General features: G+C 73.3%; 25 protein-coding genes, 1 tRNA gene and 1 pseudogene. 12 read left to right on the forward strand and 15 right to left on the reverse strand.

What is annotated here, in order from left to right; translation table 11 throughout:
- Window positions 1–3 precede the first annotated feature (3 nt).
- From Sspor_RS27055 to Sspor_RS27065, 3 genes are all read right to left on the reverse strand, one after another.
- Window positions 4–732 (reverse strand): ALF repeat-containing protein, encoded by a 729-nt coding sequence (locus Sspor_RS27055; protein WP_202201435.1) that lies wholly within the window; start codon window positions 730–732, stop codon window positions 4–6.
- 86 nt (window positions 733–818) lie between these two features.
- Entirely contained in the window at window positions 819–1,541 is a 723-nt protein-coding gene (locus tag Sspor_RS27060) for an ALF repeat-containing protein (protein WP_202201436.1), read from the reverse strand.
- A 128-nt stretch (window positions 1,542–1,669) separates the two neighbouring features.
- Window positions 1,670–3,541: a putative bifunctional diguanylate cyclase/phosphodiesterase gene (locus tag Sspor_RS27065; protein ID WP_202201437.1), complete on the reverse strand. Its 1,872-nt coding sequence runs from the start codon at window positions 3,539–3,541 to the stop codon at window positions 1,670–1,672.
- A gap of 346 nt (window positions 3,542–3,887) precedes the next feature.
- On the opposite strand from Sspor_RS27065, the gene Sspor_RS27070 reads away from it, so the two are divergent.
- Window positions 3,888–5,123 carry a M6 family metalloprotease domain-containing protein gene (locus Sspor_RS27070; RefSeq protein ID WP_202201438.1) on the forward strand — a complete coding sequence of 412 codons (1,236 nt, stop codon included), beginning with the start codon at window positions 3,888–3,890 and terminating at the stop codon, window positions 5,121–5,123.
- Between the two features lie 74 nt (window positions 5,124–5,197).
- Here Sspor_RS27070 and Sspor_RS27075 read toward each other — a convergent pair.
- The 4 genes and pseudogenes from Sspor_RS27075 to Sspor_RS27090 form a co-directional block, all read right to left on the reverse strand.
- Window positions 5,198–5,271: transfer RNA gene (locus Sspor_RS27075), tRNA-Lys, on the reverse strand.
- A pseudogene (locus tag Sspor_RS27080) lies at window positions 5,233–5,887 on the reverse strand (bifunctional DNA primase/polymerase). Before Sspor_RS27080 ends, Sspor_RS27075 begins: the two are co-directional and overlap by 39 nt.
- Before the next feature lie 164 nt (window positions 5,888–6,051).
- On the reverse strand, window positions 6,052–6,393 hold the full coding sequence (locus Sspor_RS27085) for a DUF8844 domain-containing protein (RefSeq protein ID WP_202201439.1): 342 nt from the start codon (window positions 6,391–6,393) through the stop codon (window positions 6,052–6,054).
- Between the two features lie 239 nt (window positions 6,394–6,632).
- Window positions 6,633–7,202, reverse strand: a complete 570-nt coding sequence (locus Sspor_RS27090; RefSeq protein ID WP_202201440.1) for an NADPH-dependent FMN reductase — start codon at window positions 7,200–7,202, stop codon at window positions 6,633–6,635.
- Window positions 7,203–7,317: 115 nt separating this feature from the next.
- On the opposite strand from Sspor_RS27090, the gene Sspor_RS27095 reads away from it, so the two are divergent.
- Window positions 7,318–7,800, forward strand: coding sequence for a MarR family winged helix-turn-helix transcriptional regulator (locus tag Sspor_RS27095; RefSeq protein WP_202201441.1), 483 nt, complete (start codon window positions 7,318–7,320; stop codon window positions 7,798–7,800).
- A gap of 37 nt (window positions 7,801–7,837) precedes the next feature.
- Here the strand turns inward: Sspor_RS27095 and Sspor_RS27100 are convergent, their stop codons facing one another.
- From Sspor_RS27100 to Sspor_RS27115, 4 genes are all read right to left on the reverse strand, one after another.
- A complete protein-coding gene (locus tag Sspor_RS27100) occupies window positions 7,838–8,296 on the reverse strand; it encodes a hypothetical protein (protein ID WP_202201442.1) in 459 nt (152 codons plus the stop codon).
- Window positions 8,297–8,433: 137 nt separating this feature from the next.
- Complete coding sequence (locus Sspor_RS27105) at window positions 8,434–9,774, reverse strand: AAA domain-containing protein (RefSeq protein WP_202201443.1); 1,341 nt, start codon at window positions 9,772–9,774, stop codon at window positions 8,434–8,436.
- Window positions 9,771–11,363, reverse strand: a complete 1,593-nt coding sequence (locus tag Sspor_RS27110) for a hypothetical protein (RefSeq protein WP_202201444.1) — start codon at window positions 11,361–11,363, stop codon at window positions 9,771–9,773. The genes Sspor_RS27105 and Sspor_RS27110 overlap by 4 nt, the downstream gene beginning before the upstream one ends.
- Complete coding sequence (locus Sspor_RS27115; protein ID WP_202201445.1) at window positions 11,351–12,535, reverse strand: hypothetical protein; 1,185 nt, start codon at window positions 12,533–12,535, stop codon at window positions 11,351–11,353. Before Sspor_RS27115 ends, Sspor_RS27110 begins: the two co-directional genes overlap by 13 nt.
- 152 nt (window positions 12,536–12,687) lie before the next feature.
- Here Sspor_RS27115 and Sspor_RS27120 point away from each other — a divergent pair, with 152 nt between their 5' ends.
- On the forward strand, window positions 12,688–13,281 hold the full coding sequence (locus Sspor_RS27120) for a histidine phosphatase family protein (RefSeq protein WP_202201446.1): 594 nt from the start codon (window positions 12,688–12,690) through the stop codon (window positions 13,279–13,281).
- Between the two features lie 747 nt (window positions 13,282–14,028).
- Here Sspor_RS27120 and Sspor_RS27125 read toward each other — a convergent pair.
- On the reverse strand, window positions 14,029–15,333 hold the full coding sequence (locus Sspor_RS27125) for an NsdA family TPR-like regulatory protein (protein ID WP_202201447.1): 1,305 nt from the start codon (window positions 15,331–15,333) through the stop codon (window positions 14,029–14,031).
- A gap of 241 nt (window positions 15,334–15,574) precedes the next feature.
- On the opposite strand from Sspor_RS27125, the gene Sspor_RS27130 reads away from it, so the two are divergent.
- Together Sspor_RS27130 and Sspor_RS27135 are read left to right on the forward strand one after the other, a co-directional pair.
- Entirely contained in the window at window positions 15,575–15,982 is a 408-nt protein-coding gene (locus tag Sspor_RS27130) for a hypothetical protein (RefSeq protein ID WP_202201448.1), read from the forward strand.
- A 45-nt stretch (window positions 15,983–16,027) separates the two neighbouring features.
- Window positions 16,028–16,906, forward strand: a complete 879-nt coding sequence (locus Sspor_RS27135) for a spermidine synthase (RefSeq protein ID WP_202201449.1) — start codon at window positions 16,028–16,030, stop codon at window positions 16,904–16,906.
- A 16-nt stretch (window positions 16,907–16,922) separates the two neighbouring features.
- On the opposite strand, the gene Sspor_RS27140 is transcribed toward Sspor_RS27135, so the two are convergent.
- On the reverse strand, window positions 16,923–17,462 hold the full coding sequence (locus Sspor_RS27140) for a hypothetical protein (RefSeq protein WP_202201450.1): 540 nt from the start codon (window positions 17,460–17,462) through the stop codon (window positions 16,923–16,925).
- Window positions 17,463–17,541: 79 nt separating this feature from the next.
- Between Sspor_RS27140 and Sspor_RS27145 the strand changes: the two genes are divergently transcribed.
- The 6 genes from Sspor_RS27145 to Sspor_RS27170 all read left to right on the forward strand — a co-directional run bounded on the left by Sspor_RS27145 (window position 17,542) and on the right by Sspor_RS27170 (window position 21,612).
- Window positions 17,542–18,231 (forward strand): response regulator transcription factor, encoded by a 690-nt coding sequence (locus Sspor_RS27145; protein ID WP_202201451.1) that lies wholly within the window; start codon window positions 17,542–17,544, stop codon window positions 18,229–18,231.
- 7 nt (window positions 18,232–18,238) lie between these two features.
- Window positions 18,239–19,645, forward strand: a complete 1,407-nt coding sequence (locus tag Sspor_RS27150; RefSeq protein ID WP_202201452.1) for a sensor histidine kinase — start codon at window positions 18,239–18,241, stop codon at window positions 19,643–19,645.
- Window positions 19,646–19,672: 27 nt separating this feature from the next.
- Window positions 19,673–19,837, forward strand: coding sequence for a DUF5993 family protein (locus tag Sspor_RS27155; RefSeq protein WP_202201453.1), 165 nt, complete (start codon window positions 19,673–19,675; stop codon window positions 19,835–19,837).
- Between the two features lie 2 nt (window positions 19,838–19,839).
- On the forward strand, window positions 19,840–20,493 hold the full coding sequence (locus Sspor_RS27160) for a disulfide bond formation protein B (RefSeq protein WP_237404044.1): 654 nt from the start codon (window positions 19,840–19,842) through the stop codon (window positions 20,491–20,493).
- Window positions 20,494–20,539: 46 nt separating this feature from the next.
- Window positions 20,540–21,202, forward strand: a complete 663-nt coding sequence (locus tag Sspor_RS27165) for an NADPH-dependent F420 reductase (RefSeq protein WP_202201454.1) — start codon at window positions 20,540–20,542, stop codon at window positions 21,200–21,202.
- A gap of 116 nt (window positions 21,203–21,318) precedes the next feature.
- On the forward strand, window positions 21,319–21,612 hold the full coding sequence (locus Sspor_RS27170) for a hypothetical protein (RefSeq protein ID WP_202201455.1): 294 nt from the start codon (window positions 21,319–21,321) through the stop codon (window positions 21,610–21,612).
- A gap of 42 nt (window positions 21,613–21,654) precedes the next feature.
- On the opposite strand, the gene Sspor_RS27175 is transcribed toward Sspor_RS27170, so the two are convergent.
- The gene (locus tag Sspor_RS27175; protein WP_202201456.1) at window positions 21,655–22,563 is read right to left on the reverse strand and encodes a hypothetical protein; all 909 of its coding nucleotides are present in this window, start codon (window positions 22,561–22,563) and stop codon (window positions 21,655–21,657) included.
- A gap of 23 nt (window positions 22,564–22,586) precedes the next feature.
- Window positions 22,587–23,165 (reverse strand): TetR/AcrR family transcriptional regulator, encoded by a 579-nt coding sequence (locus Sspor_RS27180; RefSeq protein ID WP_202201457.1) that lies wholly within the window; start codon window positions 23,163–23,165, stop codon window positions 22,587–22,589.
- 80 nt (window positions 23,166–23,245) lie between these two features.
- Between Sspor_RS27180 and Sspor_RS27185 the strand changes: the two genes are divergently transcribed.
- Window positions 23,246–24,061, forward strand: a complete 816-nt coding sequence (locus Sspor_RS27185) for an SDR family oxidoreductase (RefSeq protein WP_202201458.1) — start codon at window positions 23,246–23,248, stop codon at window positions 24,059–24,061.
- Window position 24,062: the final 1 nt, after the last annotated feature.

The following is a 24,062-nucleotide window of genomic DNA, read 5'->3' on the forward strand; positions in this document are numbered from 1 at the left end:
GGGTCAGACCTGGAACTGGCCGACCGTGATGAAGTAGCGGAGCTCCTCCGGGGTGCCGTCCACGACCTTCTGGGCCGCCGCGTACAGGGCGGCGCTGATGCCGGGGCGGGCCATGATCACGCCCACGGCGACGCGGTCGTCTTCGGCCTGGGCCAGACGCAGGCCGGTCTTCAGGAAGGCGGTCCGGTCGGCCGGGGTGCCGTCCATGGCCTTGTTGGCCTCGCGCTTGACGGCCTTGCCGGTGGCCGGGTTGGCGAACACGATCTTGGCGATGGCGACGCGGTTGTCCTCGTCCTGGGCGATCGCCAGACCGGTCTTCAGGAAGGCGGCGCGGTCTGCGGCGGTGCCGGTGAAGGCCTTGATGGCTTCGCGCTTGACGGCCTTGCCCGAGGCCGGGTCGCCGTAGATCGTGGCGATGGCGACGCGGTTGTCCTCGTCCTGCGCGATCGCCAGGCCCGTCTTCAGGAAGGTGCGCACGTCCTCGATGGTCCCGTCGAGGGCCTTGTTGGCTTCCCGGATGACGGCCTTGCCCGGCTTGGCGGCCAGGATCCGGCCGACGGCGACGCGCAGGTCGTGGTCCGACATGGTGTCGTACGGCGACTCCCCGGCGGTGACCGCGGCGACCTTGGCAGGGGCGGCGGCCGAGCCGGCGGCCAGGGCCGGCGTGGCGAGGAGCAGGGCCGGGGCCAGGGCGCCGACGGTCAGGGCGAGTGCGGTACGGGTGAGCTTCATGATGGTTTCCCCCATAGATCAAAGAAGTTGGTCAAGGGCCTTCGCCCCCGAATGCGGCCGGCGTACGAAGCCGGCGCCTGTCAGGCTCAGACCTGGAACTGGCCGACCGTGATGAAGTACCGGAGCTCCTCCGGGGTGCCTTCGATCGCCTTCACGGCCGCCGCGCGCAGGGCGTCGCTGAGGCCAGGGCGGGCGAGGATGCGGAAGGCTTCGACGCGGTCGTCCTCGGCCTGGGCCAGGCGCAGGCCGGTCTTGAGGAACGCGGTCCGGTCGGCCGGGGTGCCGTCGAGGGCCTTGTTGGCTTCGCGGGTCACGCCCTTGCCGGGCTTGCCGCCCAGGATGCGGAGGATGGCGACCATGTTGTCCTCGTCCTGGGCCTTCGCCAGGCCGGTCTTGAGGAACGCGATGCGGTCGGCCGGGGTGCCGTCGAGGGCCTTGTTGGCTTCGCGGGTCACGCCCTTGCCGGGCTTGCCGCCCAGGATGCGGAGGATGGCGACCATGTTGTCCTCGTCCTGAGCCTTCGCCAGGCCGGTCTTCAGGAAGGTGCGTACGTCCTCGGTGGTGCCGGCGAGGGCCTTGTGGGCCGCACTGGTGACGCCCTTGCCCGGCTTGCCGGCCAGGATGCGGTTGACCTCGGCGCGCAGTTCGGCGTCCGACATGGTGTCGTACGGCGACTCCCCGGCGGTGATCGCCGTGGCCTTGGCGGGCGCCGCCGCGGCCTGGCCGGCGGCGAGGGCCGGGGTGGCGAGGAGCAGGGCCGGAGCGAGTGCGCCGATGGCCAGGGCGAGTGCGGGACGGGTGAGTTTCATGGTGCTTTCCCCCACGGATCAAGGAACTTGGTCAAGAACCTTTGGCCCGAAGATCGTTACAAGGGGGATATGGCTTGTCCAACGCTGATAGGGGCCCTAGATGGCCCGAAAGCGGCGAAGTGGAACGGTTAGCGGGGGTGTTCCGCGCCCGGTCTGGTGCCGATCATCTCGGCGATCCGCTCCGGGGCCACCGCCCGCGAGTAGAGCCAGCCCTGACCCGTGTCGCAGCCCACCCGCCGCAGCCGTGCGGCCTGCCCGGCGGTCTCCACGCACTCCGCGGTCACCGTCAGGCCGAGCCGGTGCGCGAGCTGGACCAGGGCTTCCACGATGGTCTCGTCGGCCGGGTTGGGGTGCGTGCCCTCCTCGTAGCGGAATCCACGGACGAAGGAACCGTCCAGTTTCAGAACTGATACAGGCAGCCTGCTGAGGTAGGCGAGGTTCGAGTAGCCGGTGCCGAAATCGTCGATCGCGATCCGTACGCCCATGTCGCTGAGGGCCTGAAGTGCCTGGAGGGGACGGCCTGCCGAGCCCATCACCGCCGATTCCGTCAGCTCCAGCTGGAGCAGCTGCGGGGCGAGGCCCGTCTCGGCGAGGATCTCCGCGACGTCGCCCACCAGATCCGAGTCCCACACCTGGCGGACGGCGACGTTCACCGACACGAAGACGGGGGAGTCGCTGGGCTGCTCGATCTGCCAGCGGCGGGCCTGCCGGCAGGCGGTCCGCAGGACCCACTGCCCCAACTGGACGATGGACCCGTCCTCTTCGGCGATCCCGATGAACCGATTCGGCGTGAGTGTGCCGAATTGCGGGTGGTTCCAGCGCACCAGGGCCTCGACCCCGCGCACCGTGCCGCTCTCCAGGTCCACCAGCGGCTGGTACTCCAGCTCGAACTCCCCCCGCTCCACGGCCGGCCGGAGGGTGGAGGAGAGGGCCTGGCGGGTCATCCGGTGCGCGTTGCGCTCCGGGTCGAACAGCGTCCAGCGGGCCTTGCCGTCCGCCTTGGCCCAGTACAGGGTCGTGTCGGCGGCCTGCATCAGCCCGGTCGCCGAGGTGCCGGCCGCCGCGCGCTCCACGACCCCGATCGAGGCGGAGACCGACAGCCGCTGCCCGGCCAGGTCGAAGGGTTCCTGTACGGCGGAGAGCACGCTCCGCGCCAGGTCGGCGAGTTGTTCGGTGCCGGTGGAGTCCTCGACCAGGAGGGCGAACTCGTCGCCGCCGAGGCGTGCGACCAGATGTCCGCCAGTGCGCCCGTAGCCGGACTGGTCGGCGCACTGCGTCAGGCGGGCGGCGACAGCGGTCAGCAGCCGGTCGCCGACCCGGTGGCCGAGGGTGTCGTTGACGGCCTTGAACCCGTCGAGGTCCAGGTAGCACAGCCCGATCCGGCCGGTGCCGCCCCCGTGTTCGTACGAGGAGGCCTCCAGGGCGGCGGAGAGCCGCTCGAAGAACAGCGCACGGTTGGGCAGGCGTGTGACCGGGTCGTGCATCTGGAGGTGGCGCAGCCGGGCCTGGAGGTCGCGGCGGTCGCTGATGTCGGCCACCGACAGCAGGACGTCCCCGGTGCCGGGGACGGGTCCGAGGGTGACCTCGGTCCAGAGGGAGTGCCCGTCGGGGTGTTTGAGGCGGCGGGTGCAGCGCAGCCGTGCCTGCCGGCCGCGGAGCACCTCCTGGTAGGCGGCCCAGGTACGGGCCTCCGCGGCCAGGTCCACCAGGTCGGCGGCGGACCGGTGGACGAGCGTGTGGGGTTCGCTGCCGAGCAGCCCGGCGAAGGCCTGGTTGGCGGCGACCACGTAGCCCTCGCGGTCGACGACGGCCATGGCGAGGTGGGCCGCGTTGAAGGCGGCCCGGTAGTCGCGCAGGTCGGAGTCGGCGCGGTACGGCGACCCCGGCGTGGCCTGGGTGGCCGAAGTCGACGGCACTGCCGGCACTGCCGGGTGACGCTCCGTAATGGCCGATCGGATGCTGTCGGCCGCCGAACCGGTTCCTTCTGAGGTTCCGCTCACCGTTGGCTCCCGCAGTGTTCGTGAGTGTCCGCGCAGGAAAGTGTGCCGATCATAGAGGCTGGCGGACGGCCCTATCCAGCGGCGCCACCGGTTGAGACGGTTCAGTTCGCTGTGATGACGGCTCGTCGGCGTCAGGTCGGGCGATCGTTTCTGCGCGGCTCTGAACGTGCGGAGGCTTCCGCTGATCTCAGGTGATCGGTCGTGACGTTCTGTAGGCAGAGGCGTGAAGTTCGAGGGTCACCGACTTGCCGTATTAGTCACTCATGTGGGGCAGCGGAACTGGGCATTAGTAAGACAATCGCCTCAAGGTGGATGAACAGGTACGAATCCACCACCGGAGGTCGATGTGGCGCGACAGCAGACACCCGGGGGAGTGGAACGCTCCCGCGTCCGAAGTACCGCCGCGGCGCTCACCTCCCTGACGGCGCTCGCCGCCATGTCGCTCGTCGCCGGTCCCGCGGTGGCCGACTCCGGGGCCGGACCCTGCGCGCTCACCCGCACCTCGGCGCACCACTCCCTCGGCCTGGACACCTGGAACGGCGCCTACCCCAAGCCGGAACGCACGCTCAACGCCGTCATGGTCTTCCTCTCCTTCCCCGACCACCGCAGCGCCCTGACGACCGGGGAGATCGTCGGCGACTACTTCCCCGCCACCAGCGACTTCTTCGAGCAGGCCTCGTACGGGCGGTTCCGGCTGGTCCCGCACCCGCAGAAGCAGTGGATGCAGATGCCCAAGCCGTCCACCGCGTACGGCATAAAGCGCGACTGGGCCGCCTCGGACCGGGCGTCCTACCTGCGGGACGCGGTCGCCACCGCCGACGCCCAGGTGGACTTCCGCAAGTACGACGTCGTCTACTTCGTCGCCGACCCGGACGCGCCCGGAGTGGACTCCGATGCCACGAAGGTCGTCAACTTCGAGCACCCGATCGTCGCGGACGGCACGGAACTGCGGCGGATCGTCACCGTCTTCGAGCGCCACCCGCCGGACCGGAACGTCCTCGCCCACGAGACCGGGCACGTCTTCGACCTGCCCGACCTCTACCACCGGCCCACGGACGGCAAGGGGGACTGGGACACCTACGTCGGGGACTGGGACGTCATGGGCAGCCAGTTCGGCATGGCCCCGGACCTTTTCGCCTGGCACAAATGGAAGCTGGGCTGGCTGGACGCCTCCCAGGTGGACTGCGTGCAGTCGGGCTCCTCGATGCACACCCTGCAGCCGCTGGCCCAGGCGCCGCCGAGCGGCGGTACGGGCGGCACCCGGCTCGCGGTGATCCGTACGGGCCGCGGCAGCGCCATCGCCGTCGAGGCGCGGGGCTCGGCCGGCAATGACGGGGACACCTGCACGGAGGGCGTCCTGGTCTACCGGGTGCGCAACGAGGCCTCGTCGGGCGGCGGCCCGATCGAGGTCCTGGACGCGCACCCGTCGACGGAGGCGTGCTGGGACCGCTCGGTGTACCCGCCGCTGGCGGACGCGCCGATGGAGGTGGGCGAGACGTACACCGTGCCGGGAGAGCGGATCACCATCGAGGTGGCGGACCGCACCCGGTCCGGCGCGTACACGGTGAAGATCACGACATGACCGCGAGGCGCTCCGCGGGGCGCCCCCGGACAACGAAGAAGGCCCCCACTCGCGTGGGGGCCTTCTTCTGTCTGTGCGCCGCCAGGGACTCGAACCCCGGACCCGCTGATTAAGAGTCAGCTGCTCTAACCAACTGAGCTAGCGGCGCTTGTCTGACGTGGAAGACATTAGCAGGAGGATCCGCGGAACGAAAAATCGATATCCCCAGGTCCGGTCGGTGCGGGGCTGCGGGCCGCCCGTGCGAAGGCCCAGAGCAGGGCCTCGGGCCCGGGAAGCCAGGGCTCGCGCGCGTCGGGGGCCACGAGCCACCGGGACGGCCCGGGCGTGGCGGCCAGCGGCGGCACGGTGACGGCGTCGCCGCGGCCGTGGCACAGCGGCGCCGGGGCGGTCCGGGAGCCCCCCCACTCCTCCCACGCCAGCAGGGCGGGCAGTCGGTGGGCGGTGCCGGGTGCGGCGAAGAGCAGCATCCGGCCGCGGTGCACGGCGACCGGCCCGGAGCCGGGGCCCTCGGCCCAGAGCAGGTCCAGGACGCGGCGCCCGAGGACGAGCGGGACGTTGACGACGTCGAAGGGATCCCCGCAGGGCAGGGTGGCGGGCAGCCCGGGCCGCGCCTCCCACACCGCGAGGGTGCGCCGGGGCTGGGCGGCCGCGGAGGCGAGCCAGGCGGCTCCCTGCGGGGTGACGTGGGTGGCGGGCGCGGTGCGAGAGCGTTCGCCGCGCGCGTGGAGGGCGGTGCAGCCGGGAGCCGTCGTCAGCGTCGTCATATGCCACTGTCTACCCGCCGTAGCGAAGTAGTATCCCGGAGTTACCGGAAACCGGGACAGCGGAGCTGCCGTCGGAGTATGGTGCGCCGCGACCCGGACCCCTGGGGAGTGTCGTGCCGATCGGGCCGGGCTCGCGGGGTCCGGCCCGATCGGCAAGAGGCCCCCTACGGCGTGCCCGCGCCGCGCTGGAGGGTCTCGCCGAATTCGATCATCTTGAGGGCGTAGTCCTCGGTCCACTCCGCCTGCTCGGCGATCAGCGCCGGCGACAGCCGGTCGAACCGGCGGGGATCCGCCAGCTGGGCCGCCGCCAGGGCCTGGAACTCCACCGCCCGCTCCTGCGCGGCCCGGAAGGCCAGCGTCAGTTCGGTCGCACGGGTCAGCAGCTCCCGCGGGTCCTCGATCGACTCCAGGTCGAAGAAGTGTTCCGGGTCCGCCACGGACTCCGAGGGCTCGAAGAGCAGAGGCGCCGGCCGCAGCCGCCGCTCGGTCCGCTCGGGCTCTGCCATACGTGTCCTCCTGCTGCGCGTGCGACGTGATTCCGGGCCACCGTCCATTGTCCAACGCCACGCAAGACCCCTGCGCGACGGGCTGGAACACCCGTACGGCCGATGGGGCGCCCGAGCAGGCGGGTGGACTCGGGGGACGGGGGAGTCGTACAGGCGGTCGGCCGGGCGGTGGTCGGCGGTCACCCCGGAACCCACGTGCCCGTCGTCGGCGCGCTCCCGCGCCGACGACGGCGCGCGGGTCACACCGTGGCGGCCTCGGCGGCGCGCTTCTCCGCCAGTTCGGCGACGTCGTCCAGGACGCGGGCGAGCTCGCCCGCGAGCGCCTCCGGGGCCTGGAAGCCCTCGGGGCCGAGCAGCTTGGGGATGCCCGGGACCGCGACGGAGTGCTCGGCGGGCAGCATGCCCAGGCGGGTGAGGATCGGCAGCAGCATCTCTGCGGCCGGGACGCCGCCGGTGGGGCCGGCGCTGTAGCTGACGATGCCGACCGGCTTGCCCTTCCACTCGTTGTAGAGGAAGTCGATGGCGTTCTTGAAGGGGGCGGTGAAGCCGCCGTTGTACATCGGCAGGACGAAGAGGAAGGCGTCGGCCGAGTCGACCAGGGCGCTCCAGTCGCGGGTGTGCTGATGCGCGTAGTTGCCGGTGGAGGCGTATTCGGGCTCGTCGAGGAAGGGCAGGGCGATCTCGGCGAGGTCGACGGAGGTGACGTCGAAGTCGCCCCGCTCGCGGGCCTGCTCGGTGACCCAGGCGGCGAGGGGGCGACCGGAGGAGGTGGGGCGGGTGGCGGCGGAGACGACGTGCAGGCGGGTCATGGTGAAGACTCCCCGTTCGGTGCAATTGTTGATGTGTCACCTAATAAAACCGAGGATCTGGCTGACATGTCAACCAGATAAGTGATGTGTCACCGACCTGGCTAGAGTGGCGGACATGACCCCCGCACCGGAGCCAGGGCCCCGCTGGCTCACCGAGTCCGAACAGGACGCCTGGTATGCGTGGCGGCGGATGTTCCCGCTGGTCAACGCGGAGATCGCGCGCGACCTCACACAGGACAGCGGGCTCTCCGAGGCGGACTACGACGTCCTGTCGGTGCTCGGCTCCACGGACGGCCACCGCATGCGCGTCAGCGCACTCGCCGAGCTGATGCGCTGGTCCCGCAGCCGGCTGTCCCATCAGCTCACCCGCATGGAGCAGCGCGGCGCCGTCCGCCGCGAGGGGGTGGCCACCGACGGCAGGGGCGCGGAGGTGGTCCTCACTGACGCGGGCGTCGCCGTGATCACGGAGGCGGCCCCGCTCCACGTGGAGTCCGTGCGCCGCCACCTGATCGACGCGCTGACGCCGGAACAGCTGCGCACCCTGGCCGAGGTCGGCGAGGTGCTCCGCGAACGGCTGGGCGCCCGGCGCAAGGCCTGAACCGGCCGGTCGGCCGCCCCTGGTGCGCCCGCGGGTCTCAGACGGTGAATCCGGAGATCCGTACGTGCGCGACGCCTCCGTCCTCGTAGTCGAGCTCGACGTGCACCCCGTCCGCGAGCCGGTGGCCGTCCTCGTCCTTGAACGGCGTGGGGCCGTGCAGTTGCGGCTGCCCGCACGCGTCGGCGCTGGAGCAGTCCTCCGAGATCTTCGTGTCGGGGTAGGAGGCGCGCAGCCAGGCCGCCACCTCCTGGCGGGGCGCGCGGAAGTCCAGCTCGTACGAGGCGCTCATCCACTGGCCCGTGGTGCAGTTCCGGTCGCGCGTCCCCGCGGGCAGTTCGGCGGCGCGGGCGAAATGGGCCGCCTTGTCGCAGGGCACGCCCAAGTCGCCTGTGAAAGCGGCCCACCACAGGGACGCCCACCAGCCTCCGGCGGCCACTACCGCCGTCGCGCCGGTGATCGTGAGCCACATGGTGAGGCGCTTGCGTCGTACGGGCATGGCTGAAGAACTCCCTGGTCGCGTCTACTTGAACATGTTCAAGGATGCGATCGGGGGGTTCCTGGTTCCACATCCGCCCGAAGATCACAGTGCCTGAAGACCACGGTGAAAGAGCGGCCGGGCCGCGCGCACCTCCCCTACGGCCGCCAGGACACCCGGTGCTCCGCCAGATGGGCCAGCACCGAATGGTTCGCCTCCCAGCCGTCCGGGAATTTGACCGTCACGCCCAGCTGGACCGGCTCCGTCGAGGGATGGTCGTCCAGCAACTCCGCTATGCCCGCCCGGGCCACCACCACGCACGCGTGCCGGTGCCGGGACGCCAGCACGCACAGCCGGCCCGTCTCCAGGTGGAAGGCCGTCGCGTCCGGGCGGCCCGACAGCGGATGCAGCACCACCGTCAGGTCGTACTCGCGGCCCTGGAGCCGGTTCGCGGTGTCCACCGTGACCCCCGTGACACCGAGTGAGGCCAGCGCCGCGCGGACCGCGGCCGCCTGGTCACGGTGGGCCGTACCGACCGCGATCCGCTCCGCCGTCAGCGGAGCCGGATCCGGGGACTGCTCGTCGGAGGTCACCGCCCCGCGGTCCAGGGCCCGGCGGACCACCAGGGCCACCGCCCGCACCGCCTCCGGATCCGTGCGCGGGGTGTGCCGCGCGGGCAGCTCCAGCAGGCCCCAGCCCGCCTCGGCCGCCTCGTCCAGCACCCGGTCCGGGCCCGACCCGTCCGAGGCGACCCCGTACGACAGCCGCCGCTCGCCCGGACCCGTACCGCTGCGGAACTGCGTGTACGGGTAGAAGGCACGGGACACCAGCGGCGCCGCCGTCGCCGGGAGCCGCCACGACACCGGCAGCCGGTGCTGCGGCAGTTGCGGATTGTGCGCGAGCAAGGTGCTCACCGCCGAGGCGGAAGGATCGTAGGACAGGCCCGCCCACTGCTCCGCGCCGACCACGCTGAACGGGTCCAACTGCCCCGGGTCACCCACGAACAGCGCCCGCTCGAACAGCCCGGCCACCGCCAGCAGCGCGTCCGAACGCATCTGGTACGCCTCGTCGACGATGGCGTGCTGCCAGGGCTCGACATCCTTGACGAAAGCCCACTTGGCCGCCGTGGCAATGGTGATCGGCAGCTCCAGCAGGTCCTTCGGCTTGGCCGAGAGGGTGACCGAGGGCAGCTCGCGCAGCGCCGGATCGAAGGCGTCCCCGTCACTGCTGTGCAGCCGGCCGACCTTCAGCTCCGGGTCCTTGTCGGCGAGGCGCAGCACCAGGTCGTCGACCTGCGCGTTCGTCTGCGCCACCACCATCAGCCGGCGGCCGGCCGCGGCCAGCTCGCGGGCCGCGCGGACCACCAGCGTGGACTTCCCGGCCCCGGGAGGGGAATCGACGACCACGCCCCGCTCGGATCCGTGCAGGGTGTCGGCCAGGATCGCGGCGGTCGCCCGGGCGGCCGCCGCACCCGGGTCGAAGGGAGCGGTCGTGGTCACAGCAGGTCCTCGTCGGTCACGGAATCGGGCAGGGGAACAGCGCCCGCCGACCCGGGCGGACCGCCGTGCGTCCACGGGGTCTGCTCGGGCTCCGGGAGTTTCGGGCCGCCGCGCGCGTCGTGCTCGAAGAGCGTCCAGCAGAGCCGGTCGCCCTTCTCCGGCACGGACCCCGGCTCGGGATCCCGGCCGCGGCCCATCTTGTCGAGGAGCCGCAGCACCACCTGCCCGTCCCCGTCGTAGCGGACGAACTGCGCGCTCTGCGGGCGCCCGTCCAGCGAGCGGAACACCTTCCCGCCGCCCCCGCCCCCCTCGTCGGCGAGCTGCGGCCGGTCCTCCGTCACCACCGTCACCAGCGGGCGCGGACTCGGACGCTTCGACTCCGTCCACTCCATCACCACCTCGGTGACCTCACCGACGAAGGCCTCGCCCCCGAGCCGCCGCCCCGCCATCACCAGAGGGTCGTCCAGCGCCTCCTGGGCGTCGAGCCGCACCTGTTCGGTCTCCCGCGTGGCCAGCTTCTGGGCCGCCGTCACCGCGTCGTCGCGCCGCGGCTGCGGCGGCTCGCCCGCCCGCACACGGTCCCGGTGGCCCGTGTACGACCAGCGGTCGCGCGTCCAGCGTTCCTCCACGCGCTCACCCGGCGGCAGGGCCCGCAGCAGATCGACCGCCTCCCAGGTCTTCCACCAGGTCCCCGACAACTGGGACTCGACCAGCCGGTGCACCTCCCGCTCCGCCGCCCGGACGTGGCGGTCGTCGTCCCCGGGACCGGCCGCCAGGACCGTGCGCGCGGCGTCGTAGCGGGCGATGGCCGGAGCCAGCAGCTTGTTGTCGAAGGCCGGGTCGGTGGCCGGACCCGCGGGCGGGCACAGCAGCTGGCCGTCCCCGTCCCGGCTCAGCTCGGCCCGGTGCGCCTCCTCGGCACCCGACCGGCCCTCGGGCGGGTCGATCCAGCCCAGGAGCGCACCCAGGTGCTGGTCCTCCAGACTGCTCTGACCGGTGGCCCAGTGCCGCGACAGCAGATCGGTGGCCGACAGCAGCATCGAGGAGCCGGGCACCCGAGAACGCTCGGCGAGGTGGGTGAACCAGCGCCCGAGCATCGGCACCTGCGACGGCGCCGGATACGGATTGTCCGGATCCTCCTCGGCGGTGCGCCGGAAACGCATCGAGCGCCCCAGCAGCCGTACGTACTCGATGCCCGCCCGGCTCGGCACGATCAGCTGCGGCGCGTCCACGCACAGCTCGGTCTCGACCTTGACCCGCTTGCCCGTCTCCGGGTCGGTCTCGCTGCGCTCGGCCGGCTCCACCGCGTCCGCGTACGCCTCGATGTGGGCCAGCACCTGCACGGCCAGCTCCGCGAGGAAGGCCCAGCGCCGGTCGCGGTCGCGGGGCTGGGGTATCACGAACACCCGCGGCGCGTGCCGGTCGGTACCGACCATGGCGCCGAGCGGAGCGCCCGCCTCACCGGCGGTGGTCAGCGGCACGAACACCATCGGGTGCTCGCTCAGGTGGCGGTGCCGCACGGTCGCGAGCGGCTGGGCGCGGCCCGCGCGTACGGCCTCCAGCCGGGCCAGGGTACTCAGCAGGGGCATGCGGGGGTCTCCGGGGCGGGGTGCGGCGGACGGACGGTGGCCAGTTCCAGGGCCTCGGCGCGCAGCCGGGCGGCGCGGTGCAGCGCGGCGGCGGTCGGATCCTCGGAGCAGCCCGCCCCGGCGGCCGCCGCGAGGGCGGACCCGACGGTGGTCAGCGCGCCCAGCTCGCCCCGGACCGACCGGCCCAGCGCCGTGACCTGGTCGGCGGCGCGGGCCCGGTCGCGGCAGTGGAAGGCGAGCTCGCAGGCGGCCAGGCACTCGGGGGCGTAGGCGGCGTCGACCGCGGACACCGCCCGGGCGAGCTCCTCGGGGGTCCGGGTCGCCAGGTCGAAGCTGAGGCCCTCGGGCAGGGCGGCGGCCAGTTCCTCCACACGGGTCAGCCGGTCCAGCTGGCGGCGGGTCACCGAACGCTCGCGGCGGACATCGACGGGAGAGGCGGCCGGCAGGTTGGAGAAGTCCTTGGGGCAGACCAGCAGCACGGTGTGCCCGACCTCGGCGCCGGGCAGTTTTTCGGCGGTCTTCTCCAGGGCCAGCACATAGACGGCGGCCTGGCGGGCCGCGGCACCCACCTTCGCGGCGTCCGCGGCCCCGTCGATCATCGGGAACGACTTGATCTCCACGACCGTCCACCGGCCGTCGGGGTGCACGACGACGGCGTCGGGCTCCAGATAGGCGGGCGAGCCGGCCACCTCCAGGGCGAGCATCGGATGGTCCAGCAGCGTCCAGGCGCCGGAGTCCCGGCCGGCGGCGGTCGCCTCGCGCAGGGCGAGCGCGGTCCGGGCGGCGCGGCCCTCGGGCCCGGCGGCGGTCAGATCGGGAACGCGGGCGCCGGGCCCCGGCGGCTCGGCGGCGGGCGCGAGGTGCGCGTGGACGAGCCGCAGCAGCTCGGCGCCGCCGTCGCCCTTGACCTTGGCCTCGAAGGAGTTCCCGCGGACTATCGCGAACTGCGACTGCCCGAAGGAGGCGGGGGCGCCCAGCGCCGTGGCGAGGGCGGTCTTGTCCACGCCGGCGCCGTCGAGCAGGGCGCGTCTGCCGCAGCCGGGATTGGCGGCGAGAGCCGCCAGGGCCCGGGCGTCGAGCGGACGGGGCGGCACGGCGGGGCCGCGCAGACCGGCGAGCCGCTGCCGCAGAGTCGTCGGCTGCGCGGGGCTGGCGGGCGGGTAGGAGCTCACCCGCGGAAGTGTCCCATCCGCCACTGACAATCGTGGACTTAGTGCGAAAACCGGTGGTGGGGGCGGGGGCACGGGCCGCGGGCCGCGGGAGCCCCGCATCGCCCCTGTGATGGATGATGGTGGACGGACTCGACTCGACCGGGAGAATTCACATGGCCCCCCGCATCCTGCTGGCCCGACACGGCCAGACGGCGTGGTCCCAGCTCGGCAAGCACACCGGACGCACGGACGTGCCGATGCTGGAGGAGGGCAGGCAGAGCGCGAAGCTGCTCGGCGAGCGGCTGGCCCGTGACCCGTGGCGGGGCCTGCCGGGCGTCGAGGTCCGCACCAGCCCGCTGGTGCGCGCGAGCGAGAGCTGCGACCTGGCGGGCTTCGGCGCCCGGGCCGAGCCGTGGGACGCGCTGATGGAATGGGACTACGGCGACTACGAGGGCATGACCCCGGCCGAGATCCAGGCCGTCCGGCCGGGCTGGCTGATCTGGCGCGACGGCGTTCCGGGCGGCGAGACCGTCGCCGACGTCGCGGCCCGCGCGGACGAGGTGGTCGCGTGGGCCCGCGCGGCGGAGCGCGACGTCCTGGTCTTCGCGCACGGGCACATCCTGCGGACGCTGGCCGCGCGCTGGCTGGGCTTCGAGGCCTCCTTCGGCGCGCGGATCCGGCTGGAGCCGACCTCCCTCTCGGTCCTGGGCTGGGCCTACGGCGCACCCGCGCTGGAACGCTGGAACGACACGGGCCACCTGTCGTAGGTGTGCGGGTCGTCCCGGCCCGGGGTTGCCGTGCCCGTGCGGGGTGCTCGGCGGTGTGCGGGTCGTCCCGGCCGGGGGTGCGCCTCAAGCGCCGGCGAGGCCGTGCCCCTGCGGGGTGCTCGGCGGTGTGCGGCTCGGGCTGTCCCGGCCCGGGGTGCGCCTCAATCGCCGGCGAGGCTGAGTGGTGCGGGCCTGTCGGTCTGGGGCGGGGCGGGGTGCCGCGCCGGGATGTCTCCTCGGCTCGCGCCTGCGGGCATGTCTCGGCTGTGCGGGGTGGTTGCGCGCTCGTCCTGCGGGGACACCCCGCCACGTCCCCCCACCCCACCGCGGCATCCGTCGAAGCCCTGCCGTGGGGCGGGGACACGCAGGAGGGTCCCCGCAGGACGAGCGCGCAACCCAGGCCGAGCCACAGAACCACGGCCGCAGGCGCGAGCCGAGGAGACCCTCGTGCGGGGCCCCGCCCCACACCACCCAGCCCCGCCGGCGCTTGAGGCGCACCCCGTGGCACGGGAAGGCCGTACCGCGCACCGCCGAGCAACCCCGCAGGGGCACGGCCGAGGAGACCCTCGTGCGGGGCCCCGCCCCACGCCACCCAGCCGCGCCGGCGTTTGAGGCGCACCCCGCGGCACGGGAAGGCCGCACCCCACACCACCGAGCACCCCGCGGCGCGGGAAGGCCGCACCCCACACCACCGAGCACCCCGCGGCACGGGAAGGCCGCACCACACACCACCGAGCGGACCGCAGGTCACACGGCCGGGGACCTGCGGGTCAGGAATGCGGCTACCCGGGGGGAGCGCTGGTGGGGGATGAGGGTGTGGGCCGTTGCCGACAGCATCGAGCGGACCCGCGTCGACTGGACCTCCGCCAGGAGGTCCAGCACCCGGCCGCCCGCCCACGCGGCCTCGTCGGGGGCGCCCGCGCGGGCCAGGTCGCCGGCCAGCTCGGCGGTGTACAGGGCCACGTTCCGGGCGAAGTGCGGGTCCTGGAGGTCGGCGGCGCGGCGGGCGTGCCGGGCCGCGCGGGCGTGTTCGCCGAGCGCCGACCAGCAGCGCGCCTCCAGCGACTCCAGTTCCGCCTGCCCGAAGAAGGACATCCACTCGGGGTCGGCGTCCGACTCGCCCCGGGAGAACTCCGTGTGCGCGCGGGCCAGCGCCTCCTCGCACGCCTTGCGGTCGGCCAGCCCCGCCCAGCCGCCCGCTTCCCGCAGCGCGAGCAGGGACAGCAGTCGCGGGGAACCGAGGGACCGGGCGGCGCGGCGGCCCGCCTGGGCGGCCCGTACCGCCTCGCGGGAGCGGCCGCAGTCCCGGGCCAGGAAGGCCATGTTGCTGAAGGCGTGCGCCTCCAGGCCCGGGTCCCGCGCGACCCGGGCCGTCGCGAGGGCTTCCGCGTAGTGCGAGCGGGCGTCGTCGAAGCGGCCCGAGTCGTGGGCCAGCCAGCCGACCGAGACGGCCAGTTCGCCGGCGCCCGAGTGCAACCGGTCCTCGGTGGACTGCCGGGTGGCGCCGGCGTCGAGCAGTGCGTAGGCGGTGCGCAGGGGTTCGGCGGCCCGCCGGTAGAGGGCGTCGGCGCCGTGCCGGTCGTCCAGCAGGCGGATCTGGCGTACCGCGTCCTCGACGGCGGCGGCCTCGGACTCGCCGGCGCGGGAGGGGAGCCGGCGGGTGTCGCCGAGCAGGGTGAGGCTGAGCGTCGCGGCCGCCACGGTCGCGGAGCCGCCCGCCATGAACGCGCGACGCAGCACGTCGCTCTCCTTGGAGCTGGAAGGGGTTCGGGGAACGCGCTGGGCCGCGCGGCCGCGGACGCTCTCGCGGGGTGAGAAGCCCAGATCGGCCAGTGCGCGGCCGGGGAACATGTGGAGGAAGACCCGCTCGTAGGCGTAGTTGGGGCAGCGGATCTCGCCGGACTCGACCCGGCCGATGTAGCGCGCGTCGCAGGAAACCGTTTCTCCGATTTCCTTCGCGGCCCGGCGCACCAGGGCCGCGAACTCGGCCGGGGAGTGCTGCCCGCGCAGCCGCCGGAACGTGGAGTTGGGTGAGTGGGGGGACGCCGCCATGGACGTGACCTCTCTGGCAGGAACGCAGTGCCGGTGCTGTGACTGGGGGTCCGGCGCGCATGAACGTACCGCCAGCGAGGGGGTGTTCATGCGATGTTTGGCTACAAAACGGATATCTCACCCGCGATCCGCCATGAACTGCCATCCTTTGCGGCGTCTTGGCACCGCACCCGTTGACGTTTCCGTGCGTTGAACCCATGCGGATACGGATCGAGGAGGGGTTCCCTTGGTGGAGGCCGGCATGGAGAGCACTGGAACGAACACCGCGTCCGAGCAGCCCGGCGCGGCCCCGGACCTGGACCTGGTGACCGTTCCCACCCGGCAGGGGCTGGAGGCGGTGGACATCATCCGCCGTGCCGCCAGCAAGGCCGGTGGGGTCGGACCCGTCCTGCACGACGGATCCGGTGACACCCTCGGCTTCCTCGTGCCGTCCGGCACCGCCGACGCGTGGGACCTGCCGGGCAGCGCGTGTACGCAGACCAACGGGCGCGGCATGCGCTTCGGCGACGCCGCCGCCTCCCCCACCGCGGGCGCCACCGGCTGGCTGCTCCCGCCGGAGGCCGTCGGGCCGGTCACCGACCCGGACGTGCTGCGCGCGGCGCTCGGCGAGGCGGCCCGGCTGATCGAGGCCGCGGACAACTGCCGCTGACCGGTCCTGGGGCTGCCGGCCGCCACCGCCCCGCACAATGGGGTGGTGGCAGGCAAGGACAGGAACAAGGGCAAGCAGCGCGGCCGCGGCGGCGCCGAGGCGGTCGTCGGGCAGGTGGACGGCGGCCGGGCGGAGCTGGAGCCGGACCGGGAGCGGTCCGGGGCCTGGACCCTGCTGATCGACGGCGCCCCGCAGTCGCATGTGGACCTGGACGATCCCGGGTACCTGGACTTCGCGTACCAGCGGCGGATCGGCCACCTGATCGACCTCGTCGCGCCCGCCCGGCAGCCCCTGAACGTGGTGCACCTGGGCGGCGGCGCCTTCACCCTCGCCCGCTACACCGCCGCGTCCCGCCCCCGCTCCACCCAGCAGGTCGTGGAGATCGACGCCGCCCTGGTGGCCTTCGTACGGGAACACCTGCCGCTGGACCCGCAGGCGCGGGTCCGGGTGCGGGCCGTGGACGCGCGGGCGGGCCTGGCGAAGGTCCCGGACGGCTGGGCGGACCTGGTGATCGCGGACGTGTTCAGCGGCGCGCGCACCCCGGCGCACCTGACGAGCACCGAGTTCCTGGACGACGTACGCCGTGCCCTGGCGCCCACCGGGTGGTACGTGGCCAATCTGGCGGACGGTCCGCCGCTGACCCATCTGCGGAGCCAGATCGCGACGGCCGCGTCCCGGTTCACGGAGCTGGCGCTGGCCGCGGATCCGGTGGTGTGGCGGGGGAAACGGTTCGGCAACGCCGTCCTGGTGGCGGCCGACCGTGAGCTGCCCGTAGCGGAGTTCACCCGCCGGGTCGCGAGCGACCCGCACCCGGGCCGGGTCGAGCACGGCCGGGCCCTGGCCGACTTCGCGGGCGGCGCGACCCCGGTCGTGGACGCCTCCGCGGTGGCCTCGCCGCAGCCGCCGCCCTCGGTCTTCCGCTAGACGGTCGTCCGCCGCCTCAGGGGTCGACGATCTCGACGAGCGGCGGGTGGTCGTGCCAGGTGCAGAAGACCGAGACCTCGCGGCCGTCCTTGGTGAAGGTGACCCGGATCCAGAAGTCCGTCTTCCACACCTGCATCCGCCAATCGGTCGCCGGCGTCGCCGAGACCAGCTCGGCCGAAGAGGCGCCCAGGGAGAAGACGACCCGGCCGCCGGACACGGGATAGGCCTGCACCTTCCCCGCGTCCTGGACTTCCGTCCGCTGGTTCGGGCCGGGGGTGGCCAACGGCTTCGGGGACTTCTCCGGGGAGGCCCCGGCGGACGGCGACGCGTCCGGGGCGGGCGAACCGGAAGGCGACGGGGACACGGATGCCGAGGGGGAGGGGGACGGCTGCGCGCTGTGCGTCGACGAGGACAGCGGCTGGCCGGCCAGGGGTACCGCGAGCGGTGGATCGTAGGCCGTTCCCGACATGACGGTGTGCACGCCCCACCACGACAGCGTCACCGCCGCGCCGGTCGCCAGCATCCAGGCCATCGCATGAAGAAGTCCTCGTCGCATCAGGGCACATACTGCACCACCCGCCACAAGAGTGGCCCGACACCCCGCCGGGTCGTCCGGATGGACTACCGTGCGGGCCATGGCAAGTGTGCTCGTGGTCGAGGACGACCAGTTCGTACGTTCCGCCCTCATCCGGCACCTGACCGAGGCCTCGCACACCGTGCGGAGCGTCGGCACGGCCCTGGAGGCCCTGCGCGAAGTCGCGCACCACCGCTTCGACGTGGTCATCCTCGACCTCGGACTGCCCGACCTGGACGGGTCCGAGGCGCTCAAGATGCTGCGCGGCATCACCGACGTACCCGTGATCATCGCCACCGCGCGCGACGACGAGGCGGAGATCGTCCGGCTGCTCAACGACGGCGCCGACGACTACCTGACCAAACCTTTCTCCGTGGAGCACCTCTCCGCCCGGATGGCAGCCGTCCTGCGCCGCGCCCGGGCCGCCGCCGGGGCCGAACCGCCCTCGCGCGTCCTGCGCGTCGGCGGGCTCGCGATCGACCCGCTGCGCCGCCAGGCCGAGCTGGACGGGGCCGTACTGGACCTCACCCGGCGGGAGTTCGACCTGCTGGCCTTCCTCGCCGGGCGGCCCGGAGTGGTCGTGGCCCGGCGCGAACTGCTCGCCGAGGTCTGGCAGCAGTCGTACGGGGACGACCAGACCATCGACGTCCACCTCTCCTGGCTGCGCCGCAAACTCGGCGAGACCGCCGCCCGGCCGCGCTACCTGCACACGCTCCGCGGGGTCGGGGTCAAGCTGGAGCCGCCCCGGTGAGCGCGCGATGAGATGGGCGCTCGTCAAGGTGTGCCTCGCGGTCACGGCCATGGTGGTCGTGGCCTTCGCCGTACCGCTCGGCCTCGTCGTCCAGGAGATGGCCAGCGACCGGGCCTTCTCCAACGCCGAGCGGCAGGCCGCCAGCATCGGACCGACCCTGTCCATCACCACCGACCCCGTGCAGCTGCGCAAGGCGGTCGAGTCCACCCAGATGGGCGCCGCCCGGCGGATGGCCGTCCACGTGCCCGCGATCGGTGACAGCCCGCCGGTGGACATCGGCCGGGGCCGCGCCGGGGAGCGCGCCGTCGCCGAGACCCGGCGGATGGGGCGTGCCACGACGGCCAAGGTGTCCGGCGGCGGCTCGGCGCTGCTCCAGCCGACCGCGCTCGGGTCCGGGGACATCGCGGTGGTGGAGATCTTCGTACCGGAGAGCGAGGTCAGCAACGGCGTCGCCACGGCGTGGCTGGTGCTCGCGGGCGTCGGGCTGGCCCTGATCGTCGGCTCGGTCGGGGTCGCCGACCGGCTCGGTGCCAGGCTGGTCCGGCCGGCCGAACGGCTCGCGGACGCGGCGCACCAGCTCGGCGAGGGCCGGCTCGGCGCCCGCGTGCCCGAGGACGGGCCGAAGGAACTGCGCTCGGCGGCGGCCGCGTTCAACGCGATGGCGGACCAGGTCGTCGAACTCCTCGCCAACGAGCGGGAGCTGGCCGCCGACCTCTCGCACCGGCTGCGGACGCCGCTGACGGTACTGCGGCTCAACACGGCCTCGCTCGGCGACGGCCCGGCCGCCGAACAGACCCGGGCCGCCGTGGAACAGCTGGAGCGCGAGGTCGACACGATCATCCGTACCGCCCGGGAGCAGCGTCCGGCCACCGGCCCGGGGGCCGGGGCGGGTGCGGGCTGCGACGCCTCCGAGGTGATCCGCGACCGGATGGGCTTCTGGTCGGCGCTCGCGGAGGACGAGGGCCGCGAGGTGCGGCTCGCGGGTGTGGACCGTACGGTACGGATCCCCGTGGCGCGGCCCGAACTCGCCGCCGCCCTCGACGCCATGCTCGGCAACGTCTTCCGGCACACCCCCGAGGGCACCCCCTTCTCGGTGGACGTCCACGACGCGGGCGACGCCGTCATCGTGCTCGTCTCGGACGCGGGGCCCGGCATCGACGACCCGGACGCGGCCCTGCGCCGCGGCAACGACGGCGGCCGTGACGGGTCGACCGGCCTCGGCCTGGACATCGTGCGGCGGGTCGCCGAGTCGACCGGCGGCGACGTACGGCTGGGGCGCTCGGTCCTCGGCGGGACCGAGGTCCGGGTGTGGATCGGCCTGGACGGCCGGACCCTCGGCGGCCCCGGCGCCGGGCGCGCCGGGCGCGGCCGACGCGGCAACCGACGTAACCGGGGGCGCGCCTCGCAGGAGTGATGTCGCCGTCTCGGTACGGTCCGCGGCATGGACACCCTGATCTTCGGCGGGCTCCTCGCCACGCTGATCGCCCTGTACCGGGGCGCGTCCCGCACGGTCGTGCTCGGCGCGTGGTGGGCGGTGCTGGTCGCCGTCACCCTGCTGACCGCGCACCACCTCACCAGCGGCCTCGCCCTGAATCTGAGCTACTGACCGTGGCCGCGACGATGCACACCCTCGTGCCGGACGCCCCGCCGGAGAGCGGCCTGCTGGGCCGGGTCCAGTACTGGTTCGCCTGCTTCTTCGCCCTCGGCTGGACGGGAGTCGTCTGCGCCGGGCTCTACCACCAGCTCGGACCGGGGGAGCACCCGTGCCCGCTGTGCGTCGCGCAGCGGATGTTCATGCTGCTGGCGGCCCTGGGCGCGGCGTACATCATCCGCTCGGCGCTGATCAGCGGCACCGTGACGCCCCGGGTCTACATGACGGGCTGGGGCCTGTCCCTGGTCGCGGCGATCGGGGGCTCCTTCACGTCCTGGCGGCAGACCATGCTGCAGGTCATGCCGGGCGACAAGGGGTACGGGAGCGAGGTGCTCGGACTGCACCTGTACCACTGGGCGTGGATCCTCTTCCAGCTCTCGGTGGTCGCGATCGGCGTCGCCCTGGCCTTCGCCCACGCGACGGCCGACCGTGCCGTCCCGGCGGTCCGCCCGGGGGCGCTGCGCACGGCGGGCATGTGCGCGCTGTGGTTCCTGGGGGCGGTCATCGCCGTGAGCATGCTCGCGGTCTTCCTGGAGGAGGGCTTCCACTGGTTCCTTCCGGAGCATCCGAAGCAGTACCGGTTCTTCTACGATGTCGGGATCATGGGCTGACCCGGCCCGGGCGGCCCGGCCTCCGTTCTACGAATGGATCTCCGCAATGCGCTACGCAGTCCTCGGCACCGGGATCGTCGGCCGTACCGTGGCCGCCCGGCTCGACGGCCTCGGCCACCAGGTCGTCATCGGTACCAGGGATCCGGAAGCCACCGTCGGCCGCGACGAGTACGCGCAGTGGCACCAGGACCACCCCGGGATCGGGCTGGCCTCCTTCGCGCAGGCCGCGCGGGACGGCGAGATCCTGGTCAACGCGACCGGCGGGCAGGCCAGCATCGCCGCCCTGACGGAGGCGGACGCCGCCCACCTCGACGGCAAGGTCCTCGTCGACATCGCGAACCCGCTGGACTTCTCGGGGGGCTTCCCGCCGGTCCTGGACCCGGTCAACGACGACAGCCTGGCCGAGCTGATCCAGCGGACCTTCCCGCGGCTGCGGGTGGTCAAGACGCTGAACACGATGAACTGCCAGATCATGGTGGATCCGGCGCGGGTCCCCGGCGAGCACCACGTCTTCCTCTCGGGTGAGGACGCGGACGCCAAGAAGGCCGTGCGGGAACTGCTCCACAGCTTCGGCTGGCCGGAGGCGAGCGTCCTCGACCTCGGGGGCATCGAGACGGCCCGGGGCACGGAGATGCTGCTGCCCGTGTGGCTCCGCCTGATGGGTGCGCTCGGCCACGCGGACTTCAACTTCCACATCCAGGGCGCCTGACGGGCCGGATTCCCGACGGCCCGGAGCTCCGGGGCCGGACCCTCCCCGGACGGGGGCGCACATGTTGCCGCGCCCCCGACCCCGGCCCAGGGTGGGCCTGACGGAAGGAGCCACGCATGAGAGTCATGCTCAGGGCGCACATGGACACGGCCGCCACCAACGAGGGCATCAAGACCGGCGCGCTGCCCCAGGCGATCAAGACCCTGATGGACAAGGTGAAGCCGGAGGCCGCCTACTTCGGCCTGCACGAGGGCGTGCGCTCCTGCTGGATCGTCTTCGACCTGCAGGACAGCGCGCAGATGCCGCCGCTGATGGAGGACCTGTTCCTGCAGTTCAACGCCGAGATCGACGTCGCTCCGGTGATGAACGCCGAGGACCTGGCGAGGGGCCTGGCGGCGATGGGGAGGTAGGGGCCGTCCGGCCGTGATCCGCCGGCCACTCCCCGGGCCGCCTCACTGGATGCTGAAGCCGTGCGGGTGGGAGGGGTCCCGGGGGCAGGCGAAGACGTTGAGTCTGCCGTGGTTGCCGACGACGACCCCGGTCGGGTTCCGCGGCCCGTCCTCGAGCGGGATCCAGCTGCGGGTGTCCGCGTGCCATTCGTTCGTCGCGACGGTCAGCAGCAGTTCCGTCGGGCATCCGCAGGCGTCGCAGTCCATGGTCCCGGGCCCGGTGAGGTTCCAGGCCGGGTGTCCGCCGGCCTTCCAGCCCGGGGCGACGGACAGGTCGCTCTGGTAGGTCGGCAGCCAGGCTCCGTCCCCGTCCCCGTCCTCGTCCGCGGCCTCCTCCTGGGCCTCCTCCTGGGCCTCCTCCCACTCCTCGACCGCCGCCCCCAGCTCCCCGTCGAGCAGCTCGATGTACGGGTACTCGGTGACCCGCTCCGGGTGCAGCAGGCACGGCTCGGGCAGGTACCCGTCGAAGCCGACGGCTCCGGGTGCCGGCCGCTCCGCCGTCGGTTCGCGGACCTCCGCCGCCCGGCGCCAGCGCAGGTGCACGTACATGCCGTACCCGGTCGGCCCGTGGGCGTCGAAGGGGCACCAGAACACCTGGAGCAGATCGCAGCCGTCCGGACCGGCGGGCAGGTCCGGCACGTCCCGGGCGTGCAGTTGGGCCAGGGCGAGCAACGGCAGCGGTCCCGGCCCGGGGGCGCGCCGGTGCGGGGTCGTGCACACCGGCCACGGTTCGCCGACGGGCCACAGCAGAGGTCCGCCCACATGGCTGTCGTGCGGCCCGGGTGTGCCCGGGCGCGGGTGCAGCCGGGTCGCGGTGCGGCGGTGGGCGGCGAGGTCCGGGAAGAGGGACTCCACGTCCAGGGGGCGCGGGGGTGTGGTGCGGGTGCGGCCCGGTCCGTCAGCTGTGTGCATCGTCGTCTCCGGTGGCGGGGCCCTCAGCCGAGGGAGTCGATCCAGCGTTCCAGGCGGCGGGCCTCGGTGGTCATGAGGCCGGGGTCGCGGAACGTGTTGGTGAGCAGTGAGATGCCCTGGTAGGAGGCGATCAGGGCGACGGCCAGCTCGCGGGCGTCGGCCCGGCCCATCGTGCGGAACTGCTGCTCGGCCCAGTCGAGCAGGGTCTGCATGACGGCGGCGACCGACCGGTCGAGTCCGTCGGCGCGCTTGTCGAGTTCCGAGGCGAGGGTGCCGGTGGGGCAGCCGAACCGGGCGGTGAGCTCGCGCTGTTCGACCCAGCCGGCCAGCAGGGCCTTCAACCGCTCCTCGGGGGTGGGGAGTTCGTCGAGTGCGGCGATCATCCCCCCGAGCGTCCGGGCGTGTGCGTCGATCGCGGCCTCGACGAGCTCGTCCTTGGTCTTGAAGTAGTAGTAGACGTTGCCCACCGGGACCTCGGCCGCCTGGGCGATGTCCGCGAGCGTGGTCTGGGCGACGCCCTGGGCGTGGAGAACCTCGGCCGCGGCGGCCGCCAGCCGCTCCCGCTTGCCGGACGCCCGCCGGCTCTTCTTTGAGTCAGTCACCTGACTGACTCTAGACGAGTGATCGGGAACGGGCTATGGTCCTGAGTAAGTCAGCCGACTAACTCACAAGGGGGATCATCGTGATCGTAGTGACGGGTGCGACGGGGAACGTGGGACGGGAACTCGTACGGATCCTCGCCGACGACGGCGAGCGCGTCACCGCCGTCTCCCGGCGGGCGGGAGACATGCCCGAGGGGGTCCGCCACCAGCAGGGCGACCTCGCCGAACCGCAGGGTCTCGGCCCCGCGTTCGAAGGGGCCGGGGCGCTGTTCCTGCTCGTCGCCGGCGAGGACCCGCAGGGCATCCTGGAGCGGGCCGCGGCCGCCGGGATCCGCCGGGTCGTGCTGCTCTCGTCCCAGGGCGTCGGAACCCGCCCCGAGGTGTACGCCCACCCCGCGCGGTTCGAGGACGCCGTCCGCCGCAGCGGCCTGGAGTGGACGGTCCTGCGTTCCGGCGGCCTCGACTCCAACGCCTACGCCTGGGCCGAGACCATCCGTACGACGCGCACCGCCGCCGCGCCCTTCGGCGACGTCGGGCTCCCGACCGTCGACCCGGCGGACGTCGCCGAGGTCGCGGCCGCGGTCCTGCGCGAGCCGGGCCACGCGGGCCGGACGTACGAGCTCACCGGGCCCGCCCCGGTCACCCCGAGGGAGCGGGCCGAGGCGATCGGCGCGGCCCTGGGCGAGCCCGTGCGCTTCGTCGAGCAGACGCGGGAGGAGGCCCGCGCCCGGATGCTGACCTTCATGCCCGAGCCGGTCGTGGAGGGCACCCTCGGGATCCTCGGCGAACCCCTGCCCGCCGAACTGGAGCCGAGCCACGACGTGCGGCAGATCCTCGGCCGGGCTCCCCGCCCGTTCGCGGACTGGGCGGCCCGCTCGGCCGCGGCTTTCCGCTAGG

It is taken from the genome of Streptomyces spororaveus (assembly GCF_016755875.1).
Lineage (GTDB): Bacteria > Actinomycetota > Actinomycetes > Streptomycetales > Streptomycetaceae > Streptomyces > Streptomyces spororaveus.

What these genes read in the sequence shown, in the direction of transcription:
- Sspor_RS27055 (WP_202201435.1), bottom strand. Translation starts at nt 732, where the DNA reads ATGAAGCTCACCCGTACCGCACTCGCCCTGACCGTCGGCGCCCTGGCC.
- Sspor_RS27125 (WP_202201447.1), bottom strand. Translation starts at nt 15,333, where the DNA reads ATGGCGGCGTCCCCCCACTCACCCAACTCCACGTTCCGGCGGCTGCGC.
- Sspor_RS27100 (WP_202201442.1), bottom strand. Translation starts at nt 8,296, where the DNA reads ATGCCCGTACGACGCAAGCGCCTCACCATGTGGCTCACGATCACCGGC.
- Sspor_RS27140 (WP_202201450.1), bottom strand. Translation starts at nt 17,462, where the DNA reads ATGCGACGAGGACTTCTTCATGCGATGGCCTGGATGCTGGCGACCGGC.
- Sspor_RS27090 (WP_202201440.1), bottom strand. Translation starts at nt 7,202, where the DNA reads ATGACCCGCCTGCACGTCGTCTCCGCCGCCACCCGCCCCACCTCCTCC.
- Sspor_RS27165 (WP_202201454.1), top strand. Translation starts at nt 20,540, where the DNA reads ATGCGCTACGCAGTCCTCGGCACCGGGATCGTCGGCCGTACCGTGGCC.
- Sspor_RS27145 (WP_202201451.1), top strand. Translation starts at nt 17,542, where the DNA reads ATGGCAAGTGTGCTCGTGGTCGAGGACGACCAGTTCGTACGTTCCGCC.
- Sspor_RS27170 (WP_202201455.1), top strand. Translation starts at nt 21,319, where the DNA reads ATGAGAGTCATGCTCAGGGCGCACATGGACACGGCCGCCACCAACGAG.
- Sspor_RS27085 (WP_202201439.1), bottom strand. Translation starts at nt 6,393, where the DNA reads ATGGCAGAGCCCGAGCGGACCGAGCGGCGGCTGCGGCCGGCGCCTCTG.
- Sspor_RS27110 (WP_202201444.1), bottom strand. Translation starts at nt 11,363, where the DNA reads ATGCCCCTGCTGAGTACCCTGGCCCGGCTGGAGGCCGTACGCGCGGGC.
- Sspor_RS27155 (WP_202201453.1), top strand. Translation starts at nt 19,673, where the DNA reads ATGGACACCCTGATCTTCGGCGGGCTCCTCGCCACGCTGATCGCCCTG.
- Sspor_RS27130 (WP_202201448.1), top strand. Translation starts at nt 15,575, where the DNA reads ATGGAGAGCACTGGAACGAACACCGCGTCCGAGCAGCCCGGCGCGGCC.
- Sspor_RS27120 (WP_202201446.1), top strand. Translation starts at nt 12,688, where the DNA reads ATGGCCCCCCGCATCCTGCTGGCCCGACACGGCCAGACGGCGTGGTCC.
- Sspor_RS27095 (WP_202201441.1), top strand. Translation starts at nt 7,318, where the DNA reads ATGACCCCCGCACCGGAGCCAGGGCCCCGCTGGCTCACCGAGTCCGAA.
- Sspor_RS27175 (WP_202201456.1), bottom strand. Translation starts at nt 22,563, where the DNA reads ATGCACACAGCTGACGGACCGGGCCGCACCCGCACCACACCCCCGCGC.
- Sspor_RS27060 (WP_202201436.1), bottom strand. Translation starts at nt 1,541, where the DNA reads ATGAAACTCACCCGTCCCGCACTCGCCCTGGCCATCGGCGCACTCGCT.
- Sspor_RS27150 (WP_202201452.1), top strand. Translation starts at nt 18,239, where the DNA reads ATGAGATGGGCGCTCGTCAAGGTGTGCCTCGCGGTCACGGCCATGGTG.